This is a genomic window from Paenibacillus sp. FSL L8-0494, assembly GCF_038003695.1.
Taxonomy (GTDB): Bacteria; Bacillota; Bacilli; order Paenibacillales; family Paenibacillaceae; genus Paenibacillus_AQ; species Paenibacillus_AQ odorifer.
This window is the reverse complement of sequence record NZ_JBBOPQ010000001.1, coordinates 1,592,962-1,614,218: the sequence shown is the minus strand read 5'-3', so window position 1 is coordinate 1,614,218 and position 21,257 is coordinate 1,592,962. Positions and strand designations below refer to the sequence as shown.

At 49.0% G+C, this 21,257-nt stretch carries 11 protein-coding genes; 3 read left to right on the top strand and 8 right to left on the bottom strand.

Translation table 11 applies throughout. The features are described 5' to 3' along the window. Window positions 1–29: 29 nt before the first annotated feature. From NYE35_RS07195 to NYE35_RS07180, 4 genes are all read right to left on the bottom strand, one after another. Window positions 30–1,889, bottom strand: a complete 1,860-nt coding sequence (locus NYE35_RS07195; protein WP_038569286.1) for a DUF2264 domain-containing protein — start codon at window positions 1,887–1,889, stop codon at window positions 30–32. A 10-nt stretch (window positions 1,890–1,899) separates the two neighbouring features. Next, window positions 1,900–3,036 carry a glycoside hydrolase family 88 protein gene (locus NYE35_RS07190; protein ID WP_076273971.1) on the bottom strand — a complete coding sequence of 379 codons (1,137 nt, stop codon included), beginning with the start codon at window positions 3,034–3,036 and terminating at the stop codon, window positions 1,900–1,902. Between the two features lie 72 nt (window positions 3,037–3,108). Further along, window positions 3,109–4,920, bottom strand: coding sequence for a heparinase II/III family protein (locus tag NYE35_RS07185; protein WP_341120517.1), 1,812 nt, complete (start codon window positions 4,918–4,920; stop codon window positions 3,109–3,111). A 73-nt stretch (window positions 4,921–4,993) separates the two neighbouring features. Then, window positions 4,994–6,136 carry a DUF2264 domain-containing protein gene (locus NYE35_RS07180; RefSeq protein ID WP_341120515.1) on the bottom strand — a complete coding sequence of 381 codons (1,143 nt, stop codon included), beginning with the start codon at window positions 6,134–6,136 and terminating at the stop codon, window positions 4,994–4,996. A gap of 180 nt (window positions 6,137–6,316) precedes the next feature. Here NYE35_RS07180 and NYE35_RS07175 point away from each other — a divergent pair, with 180 nt between their 5' ends. Beyond that, complete coding sequence (locus tag NYE35_RS07175) at window positions 6,317–7,159, top strand: helix-turn-helix domain-containing protein (RefSeq protein WP_076136299.1); 843 nt, start codon at window positions 6,317–6,319, stop codon at window positions 7,157–7,159. Window positions 7,160–7,319: 160 nt separating this feature from the next. Here the strand turns inward: NYE35_RS07175 and NYE35_RS07170 are convergent, their stop codons facing one another. From NYE35_RS07170 to NYE35_RS07155, 4 genes are all read right to left on the bottom strand, one after another. Beyond that, the gene (locus NYE35_RS07170) at window positions 7,320–14,024 is read right to left on the bottom strand and encodes an S-layer homology domain-containing protein (protein WP_341120511.1); all 6,705 of its coding nucleotides are present in this window, start codon (window positions 14,022–14,024) and stop codon (window positions 7,320–7,322) included. A gap of 149 nt (window positions 14,025–14,173) precedes the next feature. Next, window positions 14,174–15,013 (bottom strand): carbohydrate ABC transporter permease, encoded by an 840-nt coding sequence (locus NYE35_RS07165; protein ID WP_080742424.1) that lies wholly within the window; start codon window positions 15,011–15,013, stop codon window positions 14,174–14,176. Between the two features lie 15 nt (window positions 15,014–15,028). Next, window positions 15,029–15,967 carry a carbohydrate ABC transporter permease gene (locus NYE35_RS07160; RefSeq protein WP_036675858.1) on the bottom strand — a complete coding sequence of 313 codons (939 nt, stop codon included), beginning with the start codon at window positions 15,965–15,967 and terminating at the stop codon, window positions 15,029–15,031. Window positions 15,968–16,065: 98 nt separating this feature from the next. Then, the gene (locus NYE35_RS07155; protein ID WP_038569278.1) at window positions 16,066–17,409 is read right to left on the bottom strand and encodes an ABC transporter substrate-binding protein; all 1,344 of its coding nucleotides are present in this window, start codon (window positions 17,407–17,409) and stop codon (window positions 16,066–16,068) included. A 272-nt stretch (window positions 17,410–17,681) separates the two neighbouring features. Between NYE35_RS07155 and NYE35_RS07150 the strand changes: the two genes are divergently transcribed. Next, entirely contained in the window at window positions 17,682–19,460 is a 1,779-nt protein-coding gene (locus NYE35_RS07150; RefSeq protein WP_038574207.1) for a sensor histidine kinase, read from the top strand. A gap of 30 nt (window positions 19,461–19,490) precedes the next feature. After that, on the top strand, window positions 19,491–21,140 hold the full coding sequence (locus tag NYE35_RS07145; RefSeq protein WP_052096847.1) for a helix-turn-helix domain-containing protein: 1,650 nt from the start codon (window positions 19,491–19,493) through the stop codon (window positions 21,138–21,140). Window positions 21,141–21,257: the final 117 nt, after the last annotated feature.

Here is a 21,257-nt window from a genome sequence, read left to right as displayed (position 1 = left end):
TTTTAACACGATGTTGTTAGCGGTAATTCTCACTCTCTTTTGATAATAACTTCCGCTTCACTAGACGTAAAAACCTTTATGATGTCCTTATCAAAAGTAACCTTCAAAATAGACTCAGGTGATTGTTCTATAATACCGCCGCAAGAATCTCCGGACCGATCACCGTATACAGCCGAAGCCAGCCAGTGGATTCCAGGTTCAAGGAAAGTCGTCAGTGTAGGCAAAACAGTCCGGGGATGAAGCAGGTTTGTGTTGGCATTAGGCCAAATTAGCTCCGCCTTTTCATAGCCGATCAAACCCTTGACTCCGCTTGTTCCCCATGCTGTAGATACTGCGGCGGTTGTAAGGCCGATCTGCTGTTCCACCCCCGCTTCCTGACCAAGCGCGAAGCCGCCCTCTGCGGCGTCCAACGGTCGTCCGGTCTCGATCCGGTGTATCCGAATATGCCAGGGCAGCCCAGCAACGATCCAGGTCCGAACCTCCACATTAGTCCATGGCTTCCAGACGGAGTGCAGCACATTGTCCACAATTGTTGTCTCCATATTCCGCCGTCTGACCCGATACAAGTTGTCCCCGCTCTCACTCAGAGCGAGCATGGAATCAAATGCCCCTTGAGACAATCCCCATTCGGAGCGGGGCACACTGAATCCGAAGCCTGTTGAGTATACAAATTTCTCATACTTGGCAGACGTGTGGGTATGTTCATTCGTATATAGATGACCGCTGTTGAAGGCAGCCACATGGCCGGAAGCAGGTTCGCGGACAATGACAAGATGCGCAGGCTTCTGGACTATAACTGCAGGAATATCCGGCAGCGGCAGTTCTTCTTCCTTCCAGAATGGATGCTCCGCGCTGAGAGCCAATGGCAGGAATGTCTTTAACGCCCAATAGGGGGAACCGGGAGCATTATAATTCTCCGCCATGACCAAGTTGGGGTAGGTATAACCAATCGTCAGAACGCCTCCGGCATCAAAGATCGGCTGGCTGAACCACCAGCGCAAATTGCGCAGTACTAATCCTTTGACCACACCTACAGGGAATACTTCAACGCCTGCATAGACGAGGGCACCCCAGAAAGCAGACTGGGCAAAACGGTAGCTTAAGCTCCTTCCATAAGGAAGGGCAGATCCGTCCGGAGCGAACCAGCCCAAGAATTCGGTGGCAAAAAGCCGGGCCCGTTCTTTGAACACCTGTGAACGTTCCGGGTCCTCCTGTTCCATCAGCTTCGCGTACAGTAGCGCATAGTAATGGATGGCAAAAGGAACATAATAATCGCTATGCCCGTTAATTCCATCACTGTACCAGCCATCACCCAGATAAAAATCATCCATTCGCTTCAGATTGTTCTCCAGCTGCTCCGCGTCGTAGGGACAGCCGACTCTGCGGAATCCGACATTAACCAGCACGTTGAAGAACAGCCAGTTGCAGTCATAGCAAGGATGGGAATTAATCTGATTCAGCCAACTGTACAATTGCTCCTGTTCCTTCTGGGTAAGTGGTGACCAGATCTGTTCAGGAATGGCGGCTAAGGCGAAACCGAAGACCGCCATCTCTACCAGACGCTGGTCATAATCTTGAACTACACCCCAGTATTCTTCATGGGCAGGATCCGTGCCGTGGCGTATGCCATCCAGCACAGTATCCCAAAGCCCGCTTTCACCGCCTCCCATGAGCAGGGGCACTAAGCCCCACAATACCCGGGAGAAACCTTCCATTTCTGCAGTTGCAGCCGGATAGCTCGCTCCTGTTCCGCCGATTGCCAGCCGTGCACCGCCTCTGCTGTAGAGCGGCCGAAGCGGATCTGTAAGCTGTTCAAGAGCAGAGATCAGATCCTCCCGGGTCTTTAGCGGATTTTTAGCAATAGTCGTAAATGTCTTCTCAGTCTGCATTATGTGCCCCCTATTCCCAGTAGAACGGTCCGGCTTCTTTTAGCCGGGCTAGCGCTTCGACATAGAAGAAATCACCATAGATAAGCGGAACATCTATATTCCGATTCTCAGGATAGTTACTCGTACCATGAAGCAGCAATCCTTCTTCTTCTGCATTGTCCCAAGTTCCATAATTCCTATAAAGGGATTCTGTAATTCTTATAGCCCCGTTCTGATATACATGCGCCTCCGAGTCATCTACTTGGCTAGCTAACAACAGCAAGCCACTCGCTGCACAGGCACCAGCAGAGCTATCCCGAATCTCCCCAACTTCACCGGGAGCACGAAAATCCCAATGTGGAACATGATCTTCGGGCAGACGGGTCAAGAAAAAATGCGCAACCTGCTTGGCTGTATTGAGATAACTCTGCTTGCCCGTATGATGATAGGCCAATGACAGTCCGTAGAGTGCCCAGGCCGCCCCGCGCGACCAAGCCGACTCAGGCGCATAACCTTGCCCGCCAAGCTTCTCAACCACTTCGCCCGATTCCGGGTTGAAGTTGACGATGTGATAAACCGAACCATCCGGCCGGATGAAGTGCTCCAGCACCGTATCCATATGCGCCTCAGCGATATGTCGATAACGTGGATCCCCTGTTACTTCGGAGGCCCAAAAAAGCAGGCTGGTATTCATGCAGCAATCGATAATGGCTACCCCACTGTTATCCTCGCCTTCACTCCATGGATTCCAGGCCCGGATGTAGCTTCCTTTCAGATTGAAGCGGGCCGCCAGATAGTTAGCTGCCTTCAACGCCCGGACTCGTGATGCCTCTCTGCCCGTGAGCTTGTAGTTCGCAACACTGGTCAACAGCCACATAAAGCCTAGGTCATGGTCCAGCTTCACATAACCATCCAGCACCTCGTCAAGCCGTTCCTCACACCGCTCAGCAACCGCTTTCAAATCCTCATCACCACTCTCAGCATAGAGCTGCCAGAGCATTCCCGGCCAAAAGCCGGCCGTCCACCAGTTTGGTGCTTCAAGCACGTATTTACCGCCTTGACTGGCATGGGGGAATTCTGCACCGATTCTCCGGCTGTTCGTTCTAGTCTTCTCCAAGGCTTTGCCCCAAGCCTCGTCTACCCAAGCTTGCTCTACTAATCTACTCATCTAAATCCCGCCTTTATTCGAATTAGCCTCTACCCTCTGATAGAGGACTTTTTATAAGCTCATGCCCATCTTTTATAGAAATTGAAAAGTGAATAGCAGTTTGCCCTCCGCGCCAAGCTGAAGCACATGGAAGTCCAGACTATACCAGAGCTTCTCCATGCCAAAATGATCCCGGTACACATGCACAGTAATCTCCGGCTCAACTTTCAGCGAATCGTATGTCACTTCAACGCCGCGAGCCGTAGTCCCCGGCAGCAGCAAGGTACCCGGATGAAGGAGCTTAGGCTCACGCCAGGTGACAAACCGCTCCGTCCAGCTCGCCGGAATTCCCGCATACCGGTAAGTATCTGTCAGCTCCAGCCGAGGACGTTCCTCTTTATGCCAGACGAACGAACGGATTAAGGACTGTAGTCCTGTTACCTGATAAGCCTGTGTCAGATCCAGTGTCAGCTCATCACTCTCCTCCGCCGCCGATGCATGCAGCACTGTGGAGCTGAACTCCCGACCGGCCAGCTGATACTGGTCATCAATGATCGGCAGCGAATGACCCTGCGATCCATTGCAGTCATACTGGTAACGGCCAGCCCCAAAATAATCAGCAGTATACTCTCCGCTCCCAAGATCGGATGCATAGATTTCTCCCCGGCCGCTCAGAATGAAATGTCCCAGATCATTATGGTTATGCGGTTCAGCATTGTGCCCGCCCTTGGCTGCGAATCCGAATGAACCCGCCTCCGACACATGACGCGAGACAAGCCAAGCGGCATCAGGGAGAAAATAGCTGGCGGCTCGCCAAGCTTCGTCCTCCTTGCCAGCCCTGGTCCAGATCAGATTGCGGAAAGCCGGTGCAAAGCGGCTGCAATGATCTTCTGTGTAAGGAGCACGCAAAGCGGATGGGGGGCGTTCGACATCCGTACAGACTTCCGCCAGATAATGGGACAATCCCATATGTACTAGCACCTGAGGCACTGAATCAGAGAAATTGGCTACATGACTTCCGTCAATGAAACATTTTTGTTGGAAGCGCGCGATTTGCGCTACCTTCTCTTGCTTGAACCAGTCCAGTCTGCCTGCGCTTCTGGAACAGAGCAGATCGCTATAATAAGTGAAATAACCAAACCCATAATTCCAGTACCCAAGGCCTTCCAGACAGGCACCATCCTCACCGAACCCTTCCAGGTAATACAACATGGCGCGCTCTGTCCTCAGCAGAATATCCGCAAGCATGGCCGGGTCCTCCACAGACAGCAAGGCAGCAGCCCCGATTGATCCCGCACAGACCGCTGCCCAATTATGCCGCGCTGTCTCCCAATCATAAGGACCATTTACAAGAAATGGACGAAACAGTCTCCGCTCTACTTCATGGTGGATTCGGGATCTCAGAAGCTGCGAAAGTCGTTCCCCGAGCAAAAGTAAAACTTCACTTAAAGTAAATCCGGTCTCGGAAGAAAACAGATCAATATACCGGTTGATATCAGCTGCATTATGATCCGCTGGGAGGTGGGCCGGAAGACACCAGGTGTACTCATCGCATATAGCCCAGAGGATGTCCTCCAGCTTCTCCAGTACTTCCGGATGATCCGGCTCCAGCAAAGCCAGAAATACATAAGTATTCAGCCTTCTTCTCCGTTCAAAATAGACCCGTTCATATTCCAGCCTCGAACCCGTACGCGAATAAATGGAAAATAACGTATACGACATTTCAGGTATAGACTGCCCGTCCAGCCTTACCGCCTCCGCGCGGATCTCGCTGATATCTGCCTGTAGTACTCCCGATGATAACGCCCGTTTCCAAAAAGCAGCCGCATCCCCCTTTGGATAATACAAGCTCAGATCGACTGGTTTCATTTTATGCACTATTTCCAAAAGCATCTGTTTATTCATGCCTTTTTTCCTCCTTATAGATCAGTCAGATCCGCGAAGCATCTCATTCTTCACTAATATGGCTGAATACTTTTTATTCCAAGGCATGATCTCTCATAACATCCTCACCGGCTGCAATTTTTAGTGAAGTCCATTTCATCTCTTCCCCTGACCAGAAAGGATCGGAAGGGAGCAGCCCCAGCGGGAGGAATACGGAGGCGCATAAATAAAGACTGCCTGTATTGATATAGGTCTCCGCAAGCTCCGGCTGATAACCGTATACCCCCGGACGTAGCCATCCGGACTCATCCAGCGTACCCGGATACTCCATAATTCGCGTAATCACAGCTGTCAAAGCGCAGCGTACCTGTGCAGGAGGCAATGCTTCCTCCAAAAAATGCTGCAGCGCCGCCTGCGACAGCAGTTGAAACGCCCCAAAACGGTAAACGATCGAACGCCCGATAAAGGGATAGGTTCCATCCGGTGCAATGATCCGTTCGAGAACAGTAGCGTATCGCTGTGCCCGTTCCAGAATCAGCGGTTTCAATGCGGAATATTGCTCCGACTCCTGTTCAAAAAGCGCTACCACATCCACCAGCATCGGCTGAATAACAAAGCTGTTGTAATAATCCCAGTGAAAGTCCTTGCCATCCCCGTAAACCCCGTCGCCCTTATACCAATCCATAAACATATGGACCGCATAACCAACGCGCATCCGGTCATATTCAGGATCGCCGAGAATATACAAAGCGGCTTCAACCATTGCGCTGAACAGCAGCCAGTTGCTTCCGCTTGGCGCTGTCCGGCGTGTCTGCTTCAACGCTGTTATTAAGTTCCCTTTGACCCGCGCACTCATCTTGCCGGCAAGCTGCTTTGGCGCACGCACCAGCGCATGTGCCAGGAATGCCGCATCAACCAGCGGTTGGCCTTCAGTCTTGAATTCCATATAGTCAGATGAATTCGGATCAACAGCAGCATCAATGGCTTCCAGCATTAACCCGGCATAACGCGCTCTAAGCTGTTCTTCCACACCCTCAAGTCCCTCTAGTTCAAGCCAAGGGGCCATTCCGCATGCCAATCTCGCAAAAGCCTCCAAATGGGCAAACTGGCTCCGATCCCTATGAAACTCTGTAGGCAGCTGTTCCTTTAATTTCCGGTCAGCCAAAGCATTCAGCACAGGCCCCGCGATTAGCAGCATTGTATCCAGCCAGTATTTACGCTGTTCCTTCCCATTCATGCACAATTCCACCCTTTCAATTGCGTCTAATCAGCTATAGCTGCTTCTCTTGCCTACCGTCTGAATCTCGTTATATTGCGTAATCTTCTTCTATAGTTTAGTGTTGTATTATTGCAATGTCTTTGCGAATAATGATATTTTATTGCGTATATTGTGATCAATCTGAAAGGGGCAATTCCAATGAAGCATGCCCAGTATTATGAGCCGTTCGATGGAGATATTCTGGCAGGTATCGGAAATTCGCCGATCTCACCTACCAGGGATTTTCACATCCATGATCACTATGAAATTTTCCTGTTCTTGGGCGGCAAGGTGAACGGTTTTGTAGATCAGTTCAGCTATCCCCTGCAGCGGGGCAATGTTCTGTTGTTCAACAATCACGAGATTCATAAAATCATCAATTTATCTCCAGAGCCTTATGAACGGTTGACAATCCATTTCAAAGCTCCACTTGTCTATCCCTTCTGTACCGCATCTACAAATCTGCTCGCTTGTTTCCAGAACCGCCAGCCCGGAGAACATAATCTCGCGCAAATGGATGAACCGCTGATTGCAGAGTATACAGCCCTTGCTTCCCGCCTGATTGAGACATTAGAGAATCAGCAGTACGGTAGCGAAGTTCTGGCTCTGACCTACCTGGTTCAGATCCTCGTCCTCATCAATGAGCTGTACAGCCGTACCCGATCCACCGTGCCCAGCATTATTTCCTCACATATTCAATCAGCCATGAGCTATATCGACAACCACTTGCATCTAAATCTGTCACTGGAGCAAATCGCTGGAGATCTGAACGTCGATAAATATTATCTCAGCCATCTGTTCAAACAGCAGACAGGCGGAACCATCTACCGTTACGTCTTGCTCAAAAAAATTGCGTTATCCAAGCAGCTCTTGTCCGCCGGGAACTCCGTATCCGATACCTGCTATCTGTCCGGCTTTAACGATTATGCCAATTTCATCCGTACCTTCAAGAACATCACGGGCATTCCACCTGGAAAATATGGTAAAAGAGCTGAGCTATAAAACTCAAATTCAAGGATTTTTCAAAAAAAGATGCACTCGCAACTGCGGTGAATAGTTGGACTTCCGGCCGCTGTTTTCCTAAGCACTCCCTGCCTCTCCAAATCTATAAAGAACCTGGCAGCCCGCTTAATGCAGCCTGTCAGGTTCTTTGAAATGCTACTTACAAATATCCCAGCAGATTGGAGATAACTTGCGCACCTTCGGCACGGGTCATCGTCTCTTGTGGCGCGAATTGCTTATTGCCGCGTCCCTTGATCAGTCCCGCCTGTTCGGCGATATTTGCTGCGCTCTTCGCCCAGTCATGAATCCGGGAATAATCACTGAACGATCCTACAGCAGGTTCATTGGTCCCGCTTCCCTGCAAATATTCATAAGCACGAACGATCATCACAGCCATTTCCTCGCGGGTAATGCTCTGATCCGGTGCGAACGAATCTGCACTTCGTCCGAGCACGATGCCAGCTCCGCTAACAGCTGCAACGGCTTCGGCATACCAGGCCTTGGAATCCACATCACCAAATGTTGCATGGCTTCCTGCCTTAAGCCCAAGCGCGCGTGCAATCATAGCAGCGAATTGTGCCCTAGTTACATCCCCTTGCGGATTAAATTCCGTACTGGAAATGCCTTCGATAATATGCTTCGCGGCCATGGTCTTAATCACATTAGTGGCCCAACTGTCACTGCTGACATCCGTGAACAGCTTATCGTATTCCAGGACCGCATACTGGCTGAAATGCCGTATTTCAGCAGTCCACTTACCATTAGTCAACGTTCCGCCCATGAAATCAAGCGCACCATTTGCAGAAATATAGTAGCTGCCTAGCAAGCTTATATTGGCATCCGGATCTACGTTGAACGTAAGTGTCAACGGTTTATCAAAAGCAGTTACCGTTACAGCAGTGCCGTTTGCAGCAACAACCTCCAAGCTGAAGTTGATCACATCACTTGCCGCAGATAAATGTACGGAACCATTAGCAGCCCGATTATTGATTAACTGTTCCACAGCATCTCTGGATACCTTCACTGCTGAGAGCTTAATTCGCGCCCCCTCCGTTTGACCTCCAATAGCTTTTTCTTGAATGCTCTTCAGCACTTCTGGGGTCAGATCGATAGCAACCTTACTCCAAGCCAGACGTAGAGTGTTCTCTCCGATGATTCCTGATAGTCCTGCTGGAAGCAGTATGGATTCTGTAGCTTCAGTAAGCTGAACCGTTATTACTCCTCCAACCGGTGCCGTGAAATCCTTTCGATCAAGAACCTTTTCGGCCTGCGGCAGCGGTGTTGGCGCCGGGGACGGGGTGACTGCTGGCGTTGGTGCTGCCGTCCACACTGGTGCTTCCGTTGGCGCCGGCGGAGATGTTGGTGCTGTTGTTGGCTCCGGTTCCGGCGTTGGTGTTGGTGTTGGTGTTGGTGTTGGTGTTGGTGTTGGTGTTGGTGTTGGTGTCACTACCGGAGGTTGCTCTGCTTCGCCCACTGTCACGGTTCTAGTCACTTCGATAGCCGCGTTGCCCGCCGCATCACTCACATTATAATGATAGGTGTAGATGCCTGCCGCCTTAGTGTCCAGTGCCAGCACATTCTCCTCATTCTTCGTAATCGTTGCTACAATGTGCTCCGTAATGTCGCCGCCACGGTCATCTACCGCTGTGGCTCCGGCATCCGTATAGCTTGCGCCATTTTCCAGTTGAATGGATGGTTCACCAAGCAGTGTAATCACCGGCTTCATTACATCCGGATCAAGTGCAACGACTACTTTTCTTGTCACTTCCGCAGCCGCATTGCCTGCAGTATCGCTGACATTATAATGGAAGGTATAAATATCAGCTTTCGCCGTATCGAGAGCAGTCAAGCCGTATACTTCACTGCTAACTGTTGTAGTTATACGGTCTGTAATATCACCATCCTTGTCATCATAAGCAGTCGCTCCTGCATCTGTATATTCAGAACCGATGTGCAAATTCACTGTCGCATCACCTAACAGAGTAATCAAAGGCTGAACAGTATCCGGCTCCGGCAGCTTGATTGTTCCGCTCGCTGAACTGTCCGCTGTAGCCTCTCCCTTACTCAGTGATACCGTAAAGCTGAAGCTGCCGTTAGTCTCATCGGTTGCTTCTTGGAAGGAAGACAAGGTAATCTCACCGATCGCAACTCCAGTATCATTGAGACCGGGCAGAGCGCGTATCGTCTGCAGCAGCCAAGTCTGGACAGCTTCTTCGCTGTTTGCCGCTTCCTTCTGCACGCTGTATACCGCACCTTCTATGATACTCTTAGCCTCATTTACAGCCTGCTCATTAGCAACACTGGCTTTATCTCTAGCTACAGCCACATAGCTGATCAATGCAGCCTGATTGCCTGAATACGTATTGTTTATTGAGTATTTCACAGTACCGCTCAACGGAAGCGTGAAGTCATAGTTAATCATAGCGCCATTAGGACCTGCGACGAGGCCGGTTCGGACCGGTTTGGTCACTTCTTTCCCTTCAGCGTCAATATAGCTGAGCGTAATATCCATCGTGCGGTTGGTGTTGTTCCACCAGTCCCGATGGAATGACGTAATCGTATATTTGCCTGCGTTCAAAGGGAGCAGGTATACAAGTGGATTATTTTTTGTATCCGAACCATAAACACCTGTCTGACTTTTATCAGAAGGAACTACAGCGCCACCAAGCCCCTTGAGGAGGTACTTAGTACTGGTATGCCCCCATACGCTATTGCCTGTCGAAGGCTGATCCGCCTTGTTATTAAGCAAGCTGTCACCTACAAAATCCTTGATTAATGTATACGGCGGCGTGATACCGTCCACCGATACACCAGCATCGAGGAAGTATAAGAGCCCCTCCGGCACCACTTCCACATAACAAGTTGTTTTCAGATTTCCATAAGTGCCGGTTACAGCTACCCGTTCATACGGATTATTGAAGCTGGCCGCATTTACATTCCACTTTACTGATACCAGCAATTTGGATCCGTCTGCCCGAGTGGCTTCCACCTTGTCTGGAAGATTCGGCAGTTTTCCGGCATAAGTAGCCAAATCCTGAGGAGCGACAAGCTCCCGTATATCTCCCGTAGTCAACTGGTTCTGGGCGGAGATCAGGCGTGCTTCAAGCTGAGTAACTCCTTCCTGATCCAATTTGTATAAAATAGGATTATCCAGCGCTTCCTGTGCAGCGCTCTGTGCATCTACGAAGAGCTGCCAGTCTCTGTCCGAATATTCATCCTGTTTGTTCATTTCTTTCGCGGCTGTTACCGCCGCCTGAAGAGCAGCAGTATCTACAGTACCGGTTACTTCCCCGGAAACAACCGCCACCGCATCGACAACCAAGGTGCCGCTTACCACCTTTATTTGCACATGGTGCTGGCCATATTTAAGCCCGCGGAGTGTGTACGTCTGGTACAGCTCCTTGGAAGCTAATGTATCAGCCGATAGATTAATAACTTTTCCGTCCACCGTTACCTCAAGCTTCGCCGATCCGTTATTCGCTCCTAGAATATCCAGTCCGGTACCTTCAAACGTGTATTCCATTGCAGCGTCTACAGCCTGGCTGGTAGAAAGAGAACGCTGGTAAATGTACATGCCCGCTCCGTTTATATGGCTCCACGACCCGGTATATATCAATTTAGGGTTCGGAGCAGCAGCCAGGTCATACATTTCAAGATTGTCTAGAAGCTCTGAATAATACGGCGTGTAGCCCTCAACCTTCTCCACCTTCAAATTATCGAAGCGGACGTGATAGTAGCCGCTGGCCAGATCTACCCGGCCGGACAATTCAGGAGTAGGATCGGTATAGGAAGCCAGCTTCACCCCATCCAGATAGGCGGTCACTTTATCGCCCGCAACCTGAACGGCAATATTATGCCATGCGTCATATGCGGTATCGAATCCGTCGATCTTCACGCCGCCGGAACCGTTCGCGGCATTTCCGCTCGCAACTGCGCTATTGTTGACCAGCAGCTGCCAGCCGCCGTCGAACCAGAATTTCAGCACATACGGTGTACCGGTTATGGAGTGGGAACTGCCACCTCCCTGATAACGGGCACCTATCGCAGCATAATTGGCTCCGCCCTGAGTATTGTTTGTTTCGAACGAAACATCAACACTGGCCTTGTAGTTCATCCACCGGTTGTCGCCGATGGCCGTTACTGGATCTCCGCTGTTCCATGTGCCGCCAATCCCCATGGTTCCCGTGTCCAGCTGCTGCCGCAGGACATAATTGTCAGACCCGTCCGGAAGATAGGCCTCAAATGCCCCATTGCGGTCATGGGTATAACGCGGGGTAACGCTTTGGGAACCTCCGCGGGATTCAATATAGCTCTGGGTACCCTCATATTGGCCGCCTGCACCAATCTTCACGACAGTTTGCTTAGAATAGTCAAAATCATCAGCATACAGAATGTTGTCCCCAGTACTGTGTCCCGCTCCTGTAGTATCGGTATCCAGTACGGTACGCTCGCCTTCTACAGGCAGCGGTGTATTATATTCTTCTTTGTCCTTGTTCTTCAAAGTAGACACGGTCACGGTCGAATACGGTTTAACCTTAACGGTATACACCCCGCTGCCATCAGCAGTGATATCACCGAGATACTGCATATAATTGCTGTTGAACGCTTCTCCTGCATCAGCAGCACGGGTTTCCCATACTTCCATGGATGGATTACCCGTATAAGCCATATTGACTGTCTGCAGCTTGTAGATTTTGGAATACTCGCTGTCGTTCACGATAACCGTCGAGAAATCTTTTTTATCAGGTGCTGCAAGGGTTATATAGCTAGGGGAACCGTTGCGGCCGCTGACCGGATTGGTGCCTGTCGCACCTGTGGAGCTGGCTTGAGGAACCGCTCGCCAGATCCCAGCAGTATTATCCTCGTTCTCCCAGCCTACATTCGCAAACCAGCTGTAATGCTGCAGAGTAACAAGACCCGCATCATAATGAATCCAGCCTGACCACGGATCGCGCATGCTGACCAATTCCTTGAAGGAATATTGTCCGCCTTCATAGAAGGAGCCAATGGCTGGCTGGTAAATAAAGTGCGTCCGGCGGGAGTTAACGAATCCTTTAATAATCGTGTTACTCATCTCCAGCGGACTGCCGACACCACCAATGCCGGTTCCTGCCACTGTAGGATCTTTCATATTGTTGTTAGGACGGAAAGAGGAATTACTGAAGGTAGACTGCGCCTCACTGTTCCAGACCTCAATATCATATTGTTCTGCGAGTTTTTTGAAATTGCCTGCGCTGTCGTCGTCCGTGTTGTAGTGGTATCCAGCAATCGGTACAGCTTCCCGCAGAGAAGGATCACTCACCATACTGGCACCGAAGCTACCAATCCCGACTTCATCGGAAATCACAGACTTGATCCGGTTGTACAGTTCCCGCTCTTCGGTGCTGTTGAAGCCTTCGCTGTCAGTCTTGACTCTCTCAGCGTACTGTTTGGTCCACGCCAAATCTGGAGCGTGCTCGTTGATATAAGGATTAACGTAATCGGCCATATAACCGTATTCACGATAAGCGGCCAGAATGGTTTTTTTGTACCAGGTATAGATTTTGTCGTTGTTATTCGCCCAGGCCGGAGCACTCCATCTCAGGATGCTCACCTTAAGATCAGGGTTCACTGCCTTGGCATCTGCGGCAAGCTGGAAGCCGGGATGCCGGGTAACATTTGCCTCTTCATCGGCCGTACGCATAGTCGCCGGGTCAGGTCCGGTGGAGTTATTGCGGTCATTGCCCATCTCGATTTTCACATGCGTCATGAGCGGATGTTCTCCACCAAATAAGATCTGAAGCATTTCTGCATAAGCCTCTGGATGCTCTGACTTATAATCCAGCAAAAGCGCACTGGTGCTGTTAGCGCTTAGTACGCCAAATCCCTTGAACGTAAGGCCGTTGACATTGTCAGCTTGGATATCGTTGCCGTCAAGCAGAACCTTGACCATAGAAGCTGCGCTCTGTGTAGCTTCTTCGATCTGTTTCTTGATTCCGCCCTTGGCAACGGCGAACCAGCTCAAAATAGGTTTTTCGTCAGCAACATAGGCGTAAGTCAACGTCATTGGACTACTAACGTCAATGTCTCCAGGAATGGTGAATTCGCCTGAAATTAGCTTAGTCACATTAGTGTTGAACTGGTCAAACAAGATCGTCTTGGTTGCCCCGCTAGCATCCTTATACTCGATCTGAGGACGTATTACACGGGAGCGGCTGCCATACCAATCATGGAAACCGCTGCTGAGCGTATAGGTTCCAGCTTCAAGCGCTTTTAATTTATACACGATATGATTGCTGGCAGGGTCGGCACGAAGTCCGACAGTCCATAGGGACGGATCAGTAGCTGGATCGGTAAGTCCCCCGTCTTTGGAATTCTTGACCTTGTTTACGGAATCATCAAATCCCCAGTCCGCCGTACCGCTGATATACTTCTGGTCGGGGGACTGGTTGAGCAAATCGCTGCCGCTCAGCGTGCGGACCGCTTCGTACAGCGGCGAGGAAGTAGGCCCGTTGCCTACGGAATCGCCCCCTCTGCCGCTATCCACAAAGTAAACCAACGGATTACTTGCGGGCGGAATAACTTCCACACTGGCAACGACCCGCCCCCCGTTCGCTGTACCGCTGACGGTCACGGCATCGTATGGCACGGCAAAGGTATCTGCACCAATATTCCAGTTCACTGCTGTGCTCTGGCCTCCGATATCAATGCTGGATGGCAGAGTAGTATCTGCAATTGTTGTCGCCCCCATATGGGCGGCAGCGTAGATAGAATTTACGGTAGCAGCAGAGGCTGCAGACAGAGTGAATGCCGGAAACATCCCAACTACGAGCGCAGTAGTCATCGTTATTGAGAAAAACCTTTTACGAAAGTGCCTTCTGTTCATTCTCTTCTCCTCCTTTGATTGTAAATCAATAAAAGAAAGCGTATTCATTTCGTTGTTAAACGAATAATCACTAGATTTATACAGACCCCTTTGACTTATAAAAAACCTGGCAGCCTATAAAAAATGCAACTGCCAGGTGAAATACGGTTCTAGCCCTTAATGCCCGATGCTGCAACACCTTGTACAAAGTACTTTTGCAGAGCCAGAAAAACAATTACAACCGGAATAATGGAAACCACACTTGCGGCCATAATCAGGCCATATTCGGCGGAATATTGCGAGATGAACATTCTTAGTCCAATTTGGATGGTCTTGAGTTTCGTATCCGTCAGATAAATCATTGGCCCCAGGAAGTCATTCCAGGTGGCGACAAAGGTGAAGATCGTCAATGTAGACAATGCTGGCTTGGACAACGGCAGCATGATTCGCGCCCAAATTCCATATTCGCTCAAGCCGTCAATACGGGCAGCCTCGCATAATTCATCCGGAACACCTTGATAGAACTGGCGCATCAGAAATACTCCAAATGCCGAGAATGCCTGCAGCAGTATGATTGCCAAATGCGTGTTGTTAAGCCCCATGTAACGCATCAGGATAAATTGCGGCACCATGTAAGCCTGCCAAGGGATCGCAATTGTTGCAATATATCCAAGGAATAGAATGTTTTTTCCCCGGAAATGCAGTTTGGAAAACGCATACGCAGCAAAGCTGGAAGTCAGTAGTTGTAGAATCGTTACGATAATCGATAATTTCGCCGTATTGTAAATAAAACGGCCCAGCGGAATGCGTGTCCAGATATCCGCGAAATTCTCCCAGCGCGGATTCTGTGGAATCCACTGCATTGGGAAGGAAAACACATCTTTGTTCATCTTGAGTGAAGAAGACAACATCCATATATACGGAACCAGCATCGCCAGTACTGTCGCAAACAACAAAATATACACAAGAACCATAAGGCTGATTCTAAGTCCTTTACTTTTACCAACCATATCTTTTGAATCCTCCTATTGTCCGTATTTCTTCTCGCCGCGGAACTGGACGATGGTGATGCCAAGTACCAGCAGAAACAATACAATGGCCATGGCGCTGGCATATCCGTAATCAAGCGAGCGGAACGCCGTATTGTAGATTTGATACACCATAACCCTTGTAGAATCATTCAACTGGTTATCGGCGCCGGCAAATAGGTTGATAAAGATATCGTAGACTTTGAACGAATTGATGACTAGAATCATCAGAACAAAGAAAGAGGTAGGCGCCAGTTGAGGGACCGTCACATTGCGGAATCTTCTCCACGCGCCCGCACCATCAAGTTCAGCAGCCTCATACAATTCAGGGTTGATGCCCTGAAGACCTGCCAAGTAAATAACCATGTAATAACCCATGTTTTTCCACACTGTGAACAGTATTACTGTGAACATCGCCCAGTGTTTATCCGCCGCCCAGCGGGGAAGATCCTCCAGCGGGATACCGGTAAGGGTATGCAGGATATTGTTGATCGGACCCATCGTAGGACTGAAGATAAAGTTCCATACGGCAGCAACGGCTACCAGGGATGCTACATAAGGGAAAAAGAATACGGTTCTCATGAAATTGCGGGCCATTATCTTCTGATTAAGCAGGATCGCCAGCGCCAGCGCGACAATCATGGTAAACGGTACTACGCCAATAGTGTAAACAATGGTATTCCATAATGCTTTGTGAAATGTTGTATCTCTGATCAACCGGGTGAAATTGTCCAGCCCGATAAACTTCATTGGATTGGCCCCGTCCCATTTCACAAAAGCAAGGATAAAGGCAAAGAACATAGGTACCAGTGTAAACAGGGCAAATCCGATAAAGTTCGGCGCAATGAAGCTGTAAGCTACCAGGTTTTCCCGGACACCTTTTGACAAATGACGTTTAGGGATCTTTTTTGTACCCAATATGGTTTCGTTCTGCATTCTTTCTCCTCCAAACCTTCTAAAACTTCCCCACAAATCTATACGCTTTAATATAAAAGGCGGGCTTTCACCCGCCCTTAGAACCGGCTCTCTTAAGGTTAATTATTCAAGAGCTGCTGTACGCGAGCATTCATATCATCCAAACCTTCGTCAATCGAAGCATTTTTAGTCATAATATTGTCATGCGCTTCATTCAAAATAACTTCGATGTCCGCGCTCTTTTCATGCATAGGCATTTCCAGATAAGTCTTAACAGTAGTCAGTGCCGCTTTGCTGTTCTCATCCGCAGGGAAGCCCTCGATGGAAGTAATGGAATTGATAACTTCATCATTCTTAATCGCTGGAATGGTTCCGGTGGAAGCAATAACTTTAGCGCCTTCTTCACCAGTCACGAATTTCATGAAATCAAGTGCTGCTTCTTTATGTTTGGATTTCTGATTTACAGCCAGAGAAGTAATTGTACCCAGGGTTGTACCGGCTTCCACACCATCCGGATGAGGGTATTTCGCAATGCCCCAGTTAGCCGATTGGGACTCGCCGCTCTTCACTTTCTCAATCTGTGTAGCGATAAACCAGCTGCCCATGTTCATAGTAGCAACGGAATTATTGTAGAATACGCCAGAATAGTGCGTGCTTGAAGTCTTCAGTGTGGCGTAATCCATTACGATGCCGTCTTCCTGTTCTTTCAGGATCCGCTCATAGGTTGGCTTCAAGAAATCGTAGTTTCCGTCAACAACAGTGTTCTTGCCGTCCAGAATACCGAACAGTTGAACCGCACTACGCCAAGTATGGTAGTGAGCTCCGTACACTTTTTCAGAACCGCTGCCAGAAGTCATTTTTCTGGCCAACTCATCATATTGCTCGAATGTCATATCATTGCTTGGATATTCCACGCCTGCTTTGTCGAACAAATCTTTATTGTAGTAGAGAATCCAGAAATCGCTGCGGAAAGGAAGCGCATACACCTCATCGTTCACTTCGATTTGTTCTACAGTACCTCCATATACCGAAGGATCAATAGCGTTGCCACTCATAAAGCTTTTAAGCGGCTCTAGGTGATTCTGTTTCACAAGGTTCGAGTAGCCCGGAATATCTTTAATTGTAAGTACGTCCAGATCTGCGCCACCGGACAGTTGTGTGCTTAACATGGTCATATAGTCCGTCGACCCCAGATCGACATATTCGATCGTTACATTCGGATGCTCAGCTTTATAGGCATCGATTAGCGGCTTGTAGTAAGCGGTAGCTTCCCAATCCCACAAGGCCCATTTCAAAGTCACAGGCTCCTGGCTCGGTTCAGCGGAAGCGTTTGCAGAATTCCCCGTTGCTGGAGCTGTCGTTGCAGCAGCACCTTCGTTGTTGTTATTACCAGAACATCCAGCCAGCAGACTCATGGAGAATACTGTGGCGAGGGTTATGCCATAGAATCTTTTCAGTTTCATTTAAATATCCCCTTTTCTTCTGATTGTGTAACTACGATCGGCTCTTCTGAGCTTAGTTCAAAGTTTATAGCTTTTTCCGCAAGAATGGCATGCATTATCAAACAAAGTTCATTCACTTTTCTGTGTTCTTCTTCCCTGCTCCGGTTCAAACCTGTAATTTTCTATCTAAAACATGTAAAATATTCAGCTTATGTACCTCCCCCTGTATCGGAACGCAGGAATATGCTATGGTATATGAAAACGCTTTATATGTTTTCACATTTTGTAGAGGAGTGTTAAATACGGTAAGAAAATCCACCATTAAAAGTCGCATTATTCTGCTCATGGCCGTATTCGCACTGCTGATAGCGTCGCTGCTGTCTTTTTTTAGCTATGAATTAATTACTTATTATCAGCGTAAAACAACCATCCAGGCGACCGAGTTCAATCTGCAGCTGGTATCCCATATTATTGAACAGGATTTAATTGATCTGTCATCGCTGGCGATGACTTGCAGCACTAACTCTTCTACTAATACCCTGATTACAGACTACTTCAGCTCACCTAAGGCTAGCTCTAAGGAAGCAGTTAATGTATTCAACTCGATGCAGCAGGACTTCCTGAACAACCGCTCCAACAGCTATGCCCGCCGTCTGATTGTTACGGATAGCAACGGAAAGTTTCTGCAGGTGGATAAAACCGGCACCTCTGTTCCGCTTACCATACACAATATCGGTCAAATTACCGGCCTTAGCAACGATGCCGAGGAGAAATGGGACCGGGTGATCAAGGACCCGCTCTCCAACACGAACGGAATTCCTTTTGTTTTTCCTATTTACGGCAAAGGAGCTTCCCGGGTTGGAACGGTGTACCTGTTAGCGAATACCACTGTTATTACCGACAAGCTGAAAGGGTACTCCCTGCCGAAGAATTCCCGGCTGCTGCTGACGCTCGGCAATCATCATTATCAGCTCATCGGCGATCAGGTCATCGCCATTGCAGAGCCGTATGAACCGGTGGCCTATACCAATGATAAACCTGTCGGTCCGCAAACCGAGCTGTCCATGGTCAAGCTGGCGGACGAGAAAGAGAGCCATATCGTGGTATCTTATCCCGTACGCAGCGGAGTCATTCTGTCACAGACTTTATCCAATGACCTGTTCGCTCCCAAGACAAATATATGGATTCTGGTTATGCTCGGCGTCTGTCTCCTGGTTATTGTCTTAAGCGCTATCATTACGCTGTATCTGACCCGTACCATCAGTCTTCCGGTGGAAAAACTGAAGAAGCGGATTGATAAGATCGCCCAGGGCAATTTCCTGCTGGACCGCAATATCGAATGGAACAGCGAGCTTGGCGATGTCGGACGGGGTATTAACCGCCTGTCCCAAGATATCGTAGCGCTTATGGACAGCCGGCTCGCTGACGAGAAACAGAAACAGGAGCTGGAATACCGGATGCTGCAGAGTCAGATCAATCCCCATTTCCTGTACAACACACTGAATTCGATCAAATGGATGGCTACAATTCAGAATGCTACCGGCATCGCAGAAATGACCACTTCACTATCTAGACTGCTGCGCAGCATCGCCAAAGACAACCGTAGACTGATGCCGCTGAAAGATGAGCTGAGCCTGCTGGATGATTATTTTCTGATTCAGAAATACCGCTATGGCAGTACGGTCTCTATGGTAAAGGAGATTGACAACGAGGAACTGCTAACCGGCCTAATTCCACGATTCACGCTCCAGCCCCTGGTCGAGAACGCCATCTTCCATGGCATTGAGCCCAAAGGCAGAGGAGAAATTCTCATTAAGGTGGCCAAAAGTGGATTCGCCGATATTCTAGTTACGATTGAAGACAACGGTGTAGGGATGAAGGAAGAAGAAATCTCCACGATTCTGTCAAATCCAGGTGACGGAAGCAAAGAAATGCCCGAGAATATTGGACTCCGCAGCGTGAATGAACGTTTGCGCCTGGCATTTGGGGATAATTACGGTCTTTCGATTGAGAGTGAGTCGGGCCAATATACCCGGATGAAGATTCTTCTGCCGTTCCTGCAAAAGGAATAGAGTAGCATACCAAGCAAGGATGTGATGGAATTGATCAAGTTGTTAATCGCTGATGACGAGGCGCTGGTCTGTATCGGCTTGCAGTCCATGCTGAAGTGGGAGCAATATAATATAGAAATTGTCGGCATTGCACACAACGGGGCTCAAGAGGAAGAAATGATTGACACCCTCCGTCCTGACATTGTAATCAGCGATATAAAAATGCCAATTAAAAGCGGCTTAGAAGTTGCCAATGCGGTACGCAAAAAACACGGCCGGCTTCCGCTGTTTATCATCTTAACAAGCTACGAGGAATTCGAATACGCACGTGGAGCGATTGAAGTGCAAGCCACAGATTATCTAGTGAAGCTGGAACTGACACCAGAGGCACTCGATGCCTCCATTCGGAAAGCAATTTCCCAATTGGAGGCTTTTCAAACCCTAGACAGCTATCCCATGCTTGCTCATAGAGGCAATCTACAAGCCCAACGCGATAAATTTTTCATCCGCCTGTTCAATAACTTATTCGCAAATAAAAACCAGTACCTTCTGCAGAGAGATGATTTAAACCTTGAGCTCAAGGAACCTGCTTATCTAGTCTGCACTTGCCGTATTTTGGGACCAGACAGTGTCCCGCCCCGCGGCGATAAAATGGTTGCTCTGTGCTCAAGTACCGTCCAAATGGCCAAAGATACGCTTACTTCCATAAGACCTTGTTATGTGACCAGTCTGGACTTGCGCAATTTTGCTGTAACCCTGCCCGTCAACGGGACGGATTCACGGCAATGGATGCCTGAGATTGAAATGCTATTGACCCATATGGCCTCCATACTCCATAACTACTTCAATGTAAGGATCATCGGCGCGATCGGCTTTGCGGTCGAGGATCCTTATTTGCTGCGGGAAAGCTACCTCGCTGCGCGAAAAGCGCTTCCTGCTGCGGTTAAAGCACAGTCGTTTGTGTTTTTTGCCGAAGGAGAGTCGCTGGAGCAGGATCATCTGTTGTTTGATTTCTCCGAATTGCGTACAGAGATCCGCCGTGCTTTTGAAGAAATGGATACCCAAGCTTTATACGCCATTATCTCCAAAATGATCGAAATCTTCGACGGCCGGGCCGACCTGCTGGTTCCCGCCACTGATGCCGCCTGCAACATTCTGTATATGGCCACTTCACTACTTGCAGACGGTGAGAATATTGTGGAGCAAATTTTCGAAAATGAACCGGAGGGCTACCGGGCTATCTACCAGATGCATACGATTGAAGAGATCGCCGGCTGGCTGATCCAGTTCAGGGACGGTTGCTCGGACATCCTCTCTACCCGCAGACAAAGCTACAAGGAGCAGCTCGTCAAAAATGTCCAAGAGTATATTAAACGAAATCTCGGAACTAAGCTCTCGCTCAATCAAGTGGCGGATGTCTTCAATTTCAGTCCCAACTATCTGAGCCACCTTTTCTCCAAGGTTGCCAAGGTCAACTATGTGGAATATATCACGGAGATCAAAATCACGACAGCCAAAGAAATGATGGCACGCGGGGAAGGTCGCATCTACGAAATCTCACAGAAGCTGGGATATGAGAGTGCCTTCTATTTCAGCAAGGTCTTCAAAAAGGTAACCGGAATTTCCCCCAGAGAATACATGCAGCAACTTAAAGCAGATTCACCGCCTGACCGAAGCCTCGGAGTAAACAACCGTTCTTGAGATCAAGAGATTATTAAGAATAACCCCACTTCGCAAAAATAAAGCCAATAAATCTGCAAGGAGCAGGCTCTGTTCCTTGCAGATTTATTGGCTTGCCATCACCCTCAGACAGCAACC

Coding starts and splice junctions, on each gene's coding strand:
- NYE35_RS07195 (WP_038569286.1), bottom strand. CDS start 1,889: ATGCAGACTGAGAAGACATTTACGACTATTGCTAAAAATCCGCTAAAG.
- NYE35_RS07190 (WP_076273971.1), bottom strand. CDS start 3,036: ATGAGTAGATTAGTAGAGCAAGCTTGGGTAGACGAGGCTTGGGGCAAA.
- NYE35_RS07185 (WP_341120517.1), bottom strand. CDS start 4,920: ATGAATAAACAGATGCTTTTGGAAATAGTGCATAAAATGAAACCAGTC.
- NYE35_RS07180 (WP_341120515.1), bottom strand. CDS start 6,136: ATGAATGGGAAGGAACAGCGTAAATACTGGCTGGATACAATGCTGCTA.
- NYE35_RS07175 (WP_076136299.1), top strand. CDS start 6,317: ATGAAGCATGCCCAGTATTATGAGCCGTTCGATGGAGATATTCTGGCA.
- NYE35_RS07170 (WP_341120511.1), bottom strand. CDS start 14,024: ATGAACAGAAGGCACTTTCGTAAAAGGTTTTTCTCAATAACGATGACT.
- NYE35_RS07165 (WP_080742424.1), bottom strand. CDS start 15,013: ATGGTTGGTAAAAGTAAAGGACTTAGAATCAGCCTTATGGTTCTTGTG.
- NYE35_RS07160 (WP_036675858.1), bottom strand. CDS start 15,967: ATGCAGAACGAAACCATATTGGGTACAAAAAAGATCCCTAAACGTCAT.
- NYE35_RS07155 (WP_038569278.1), bottom strand. CDS start 17,409: ATGAAACTGAAAAGATTCTATGGCATAACCCTCGCCACAGTATTCTCC.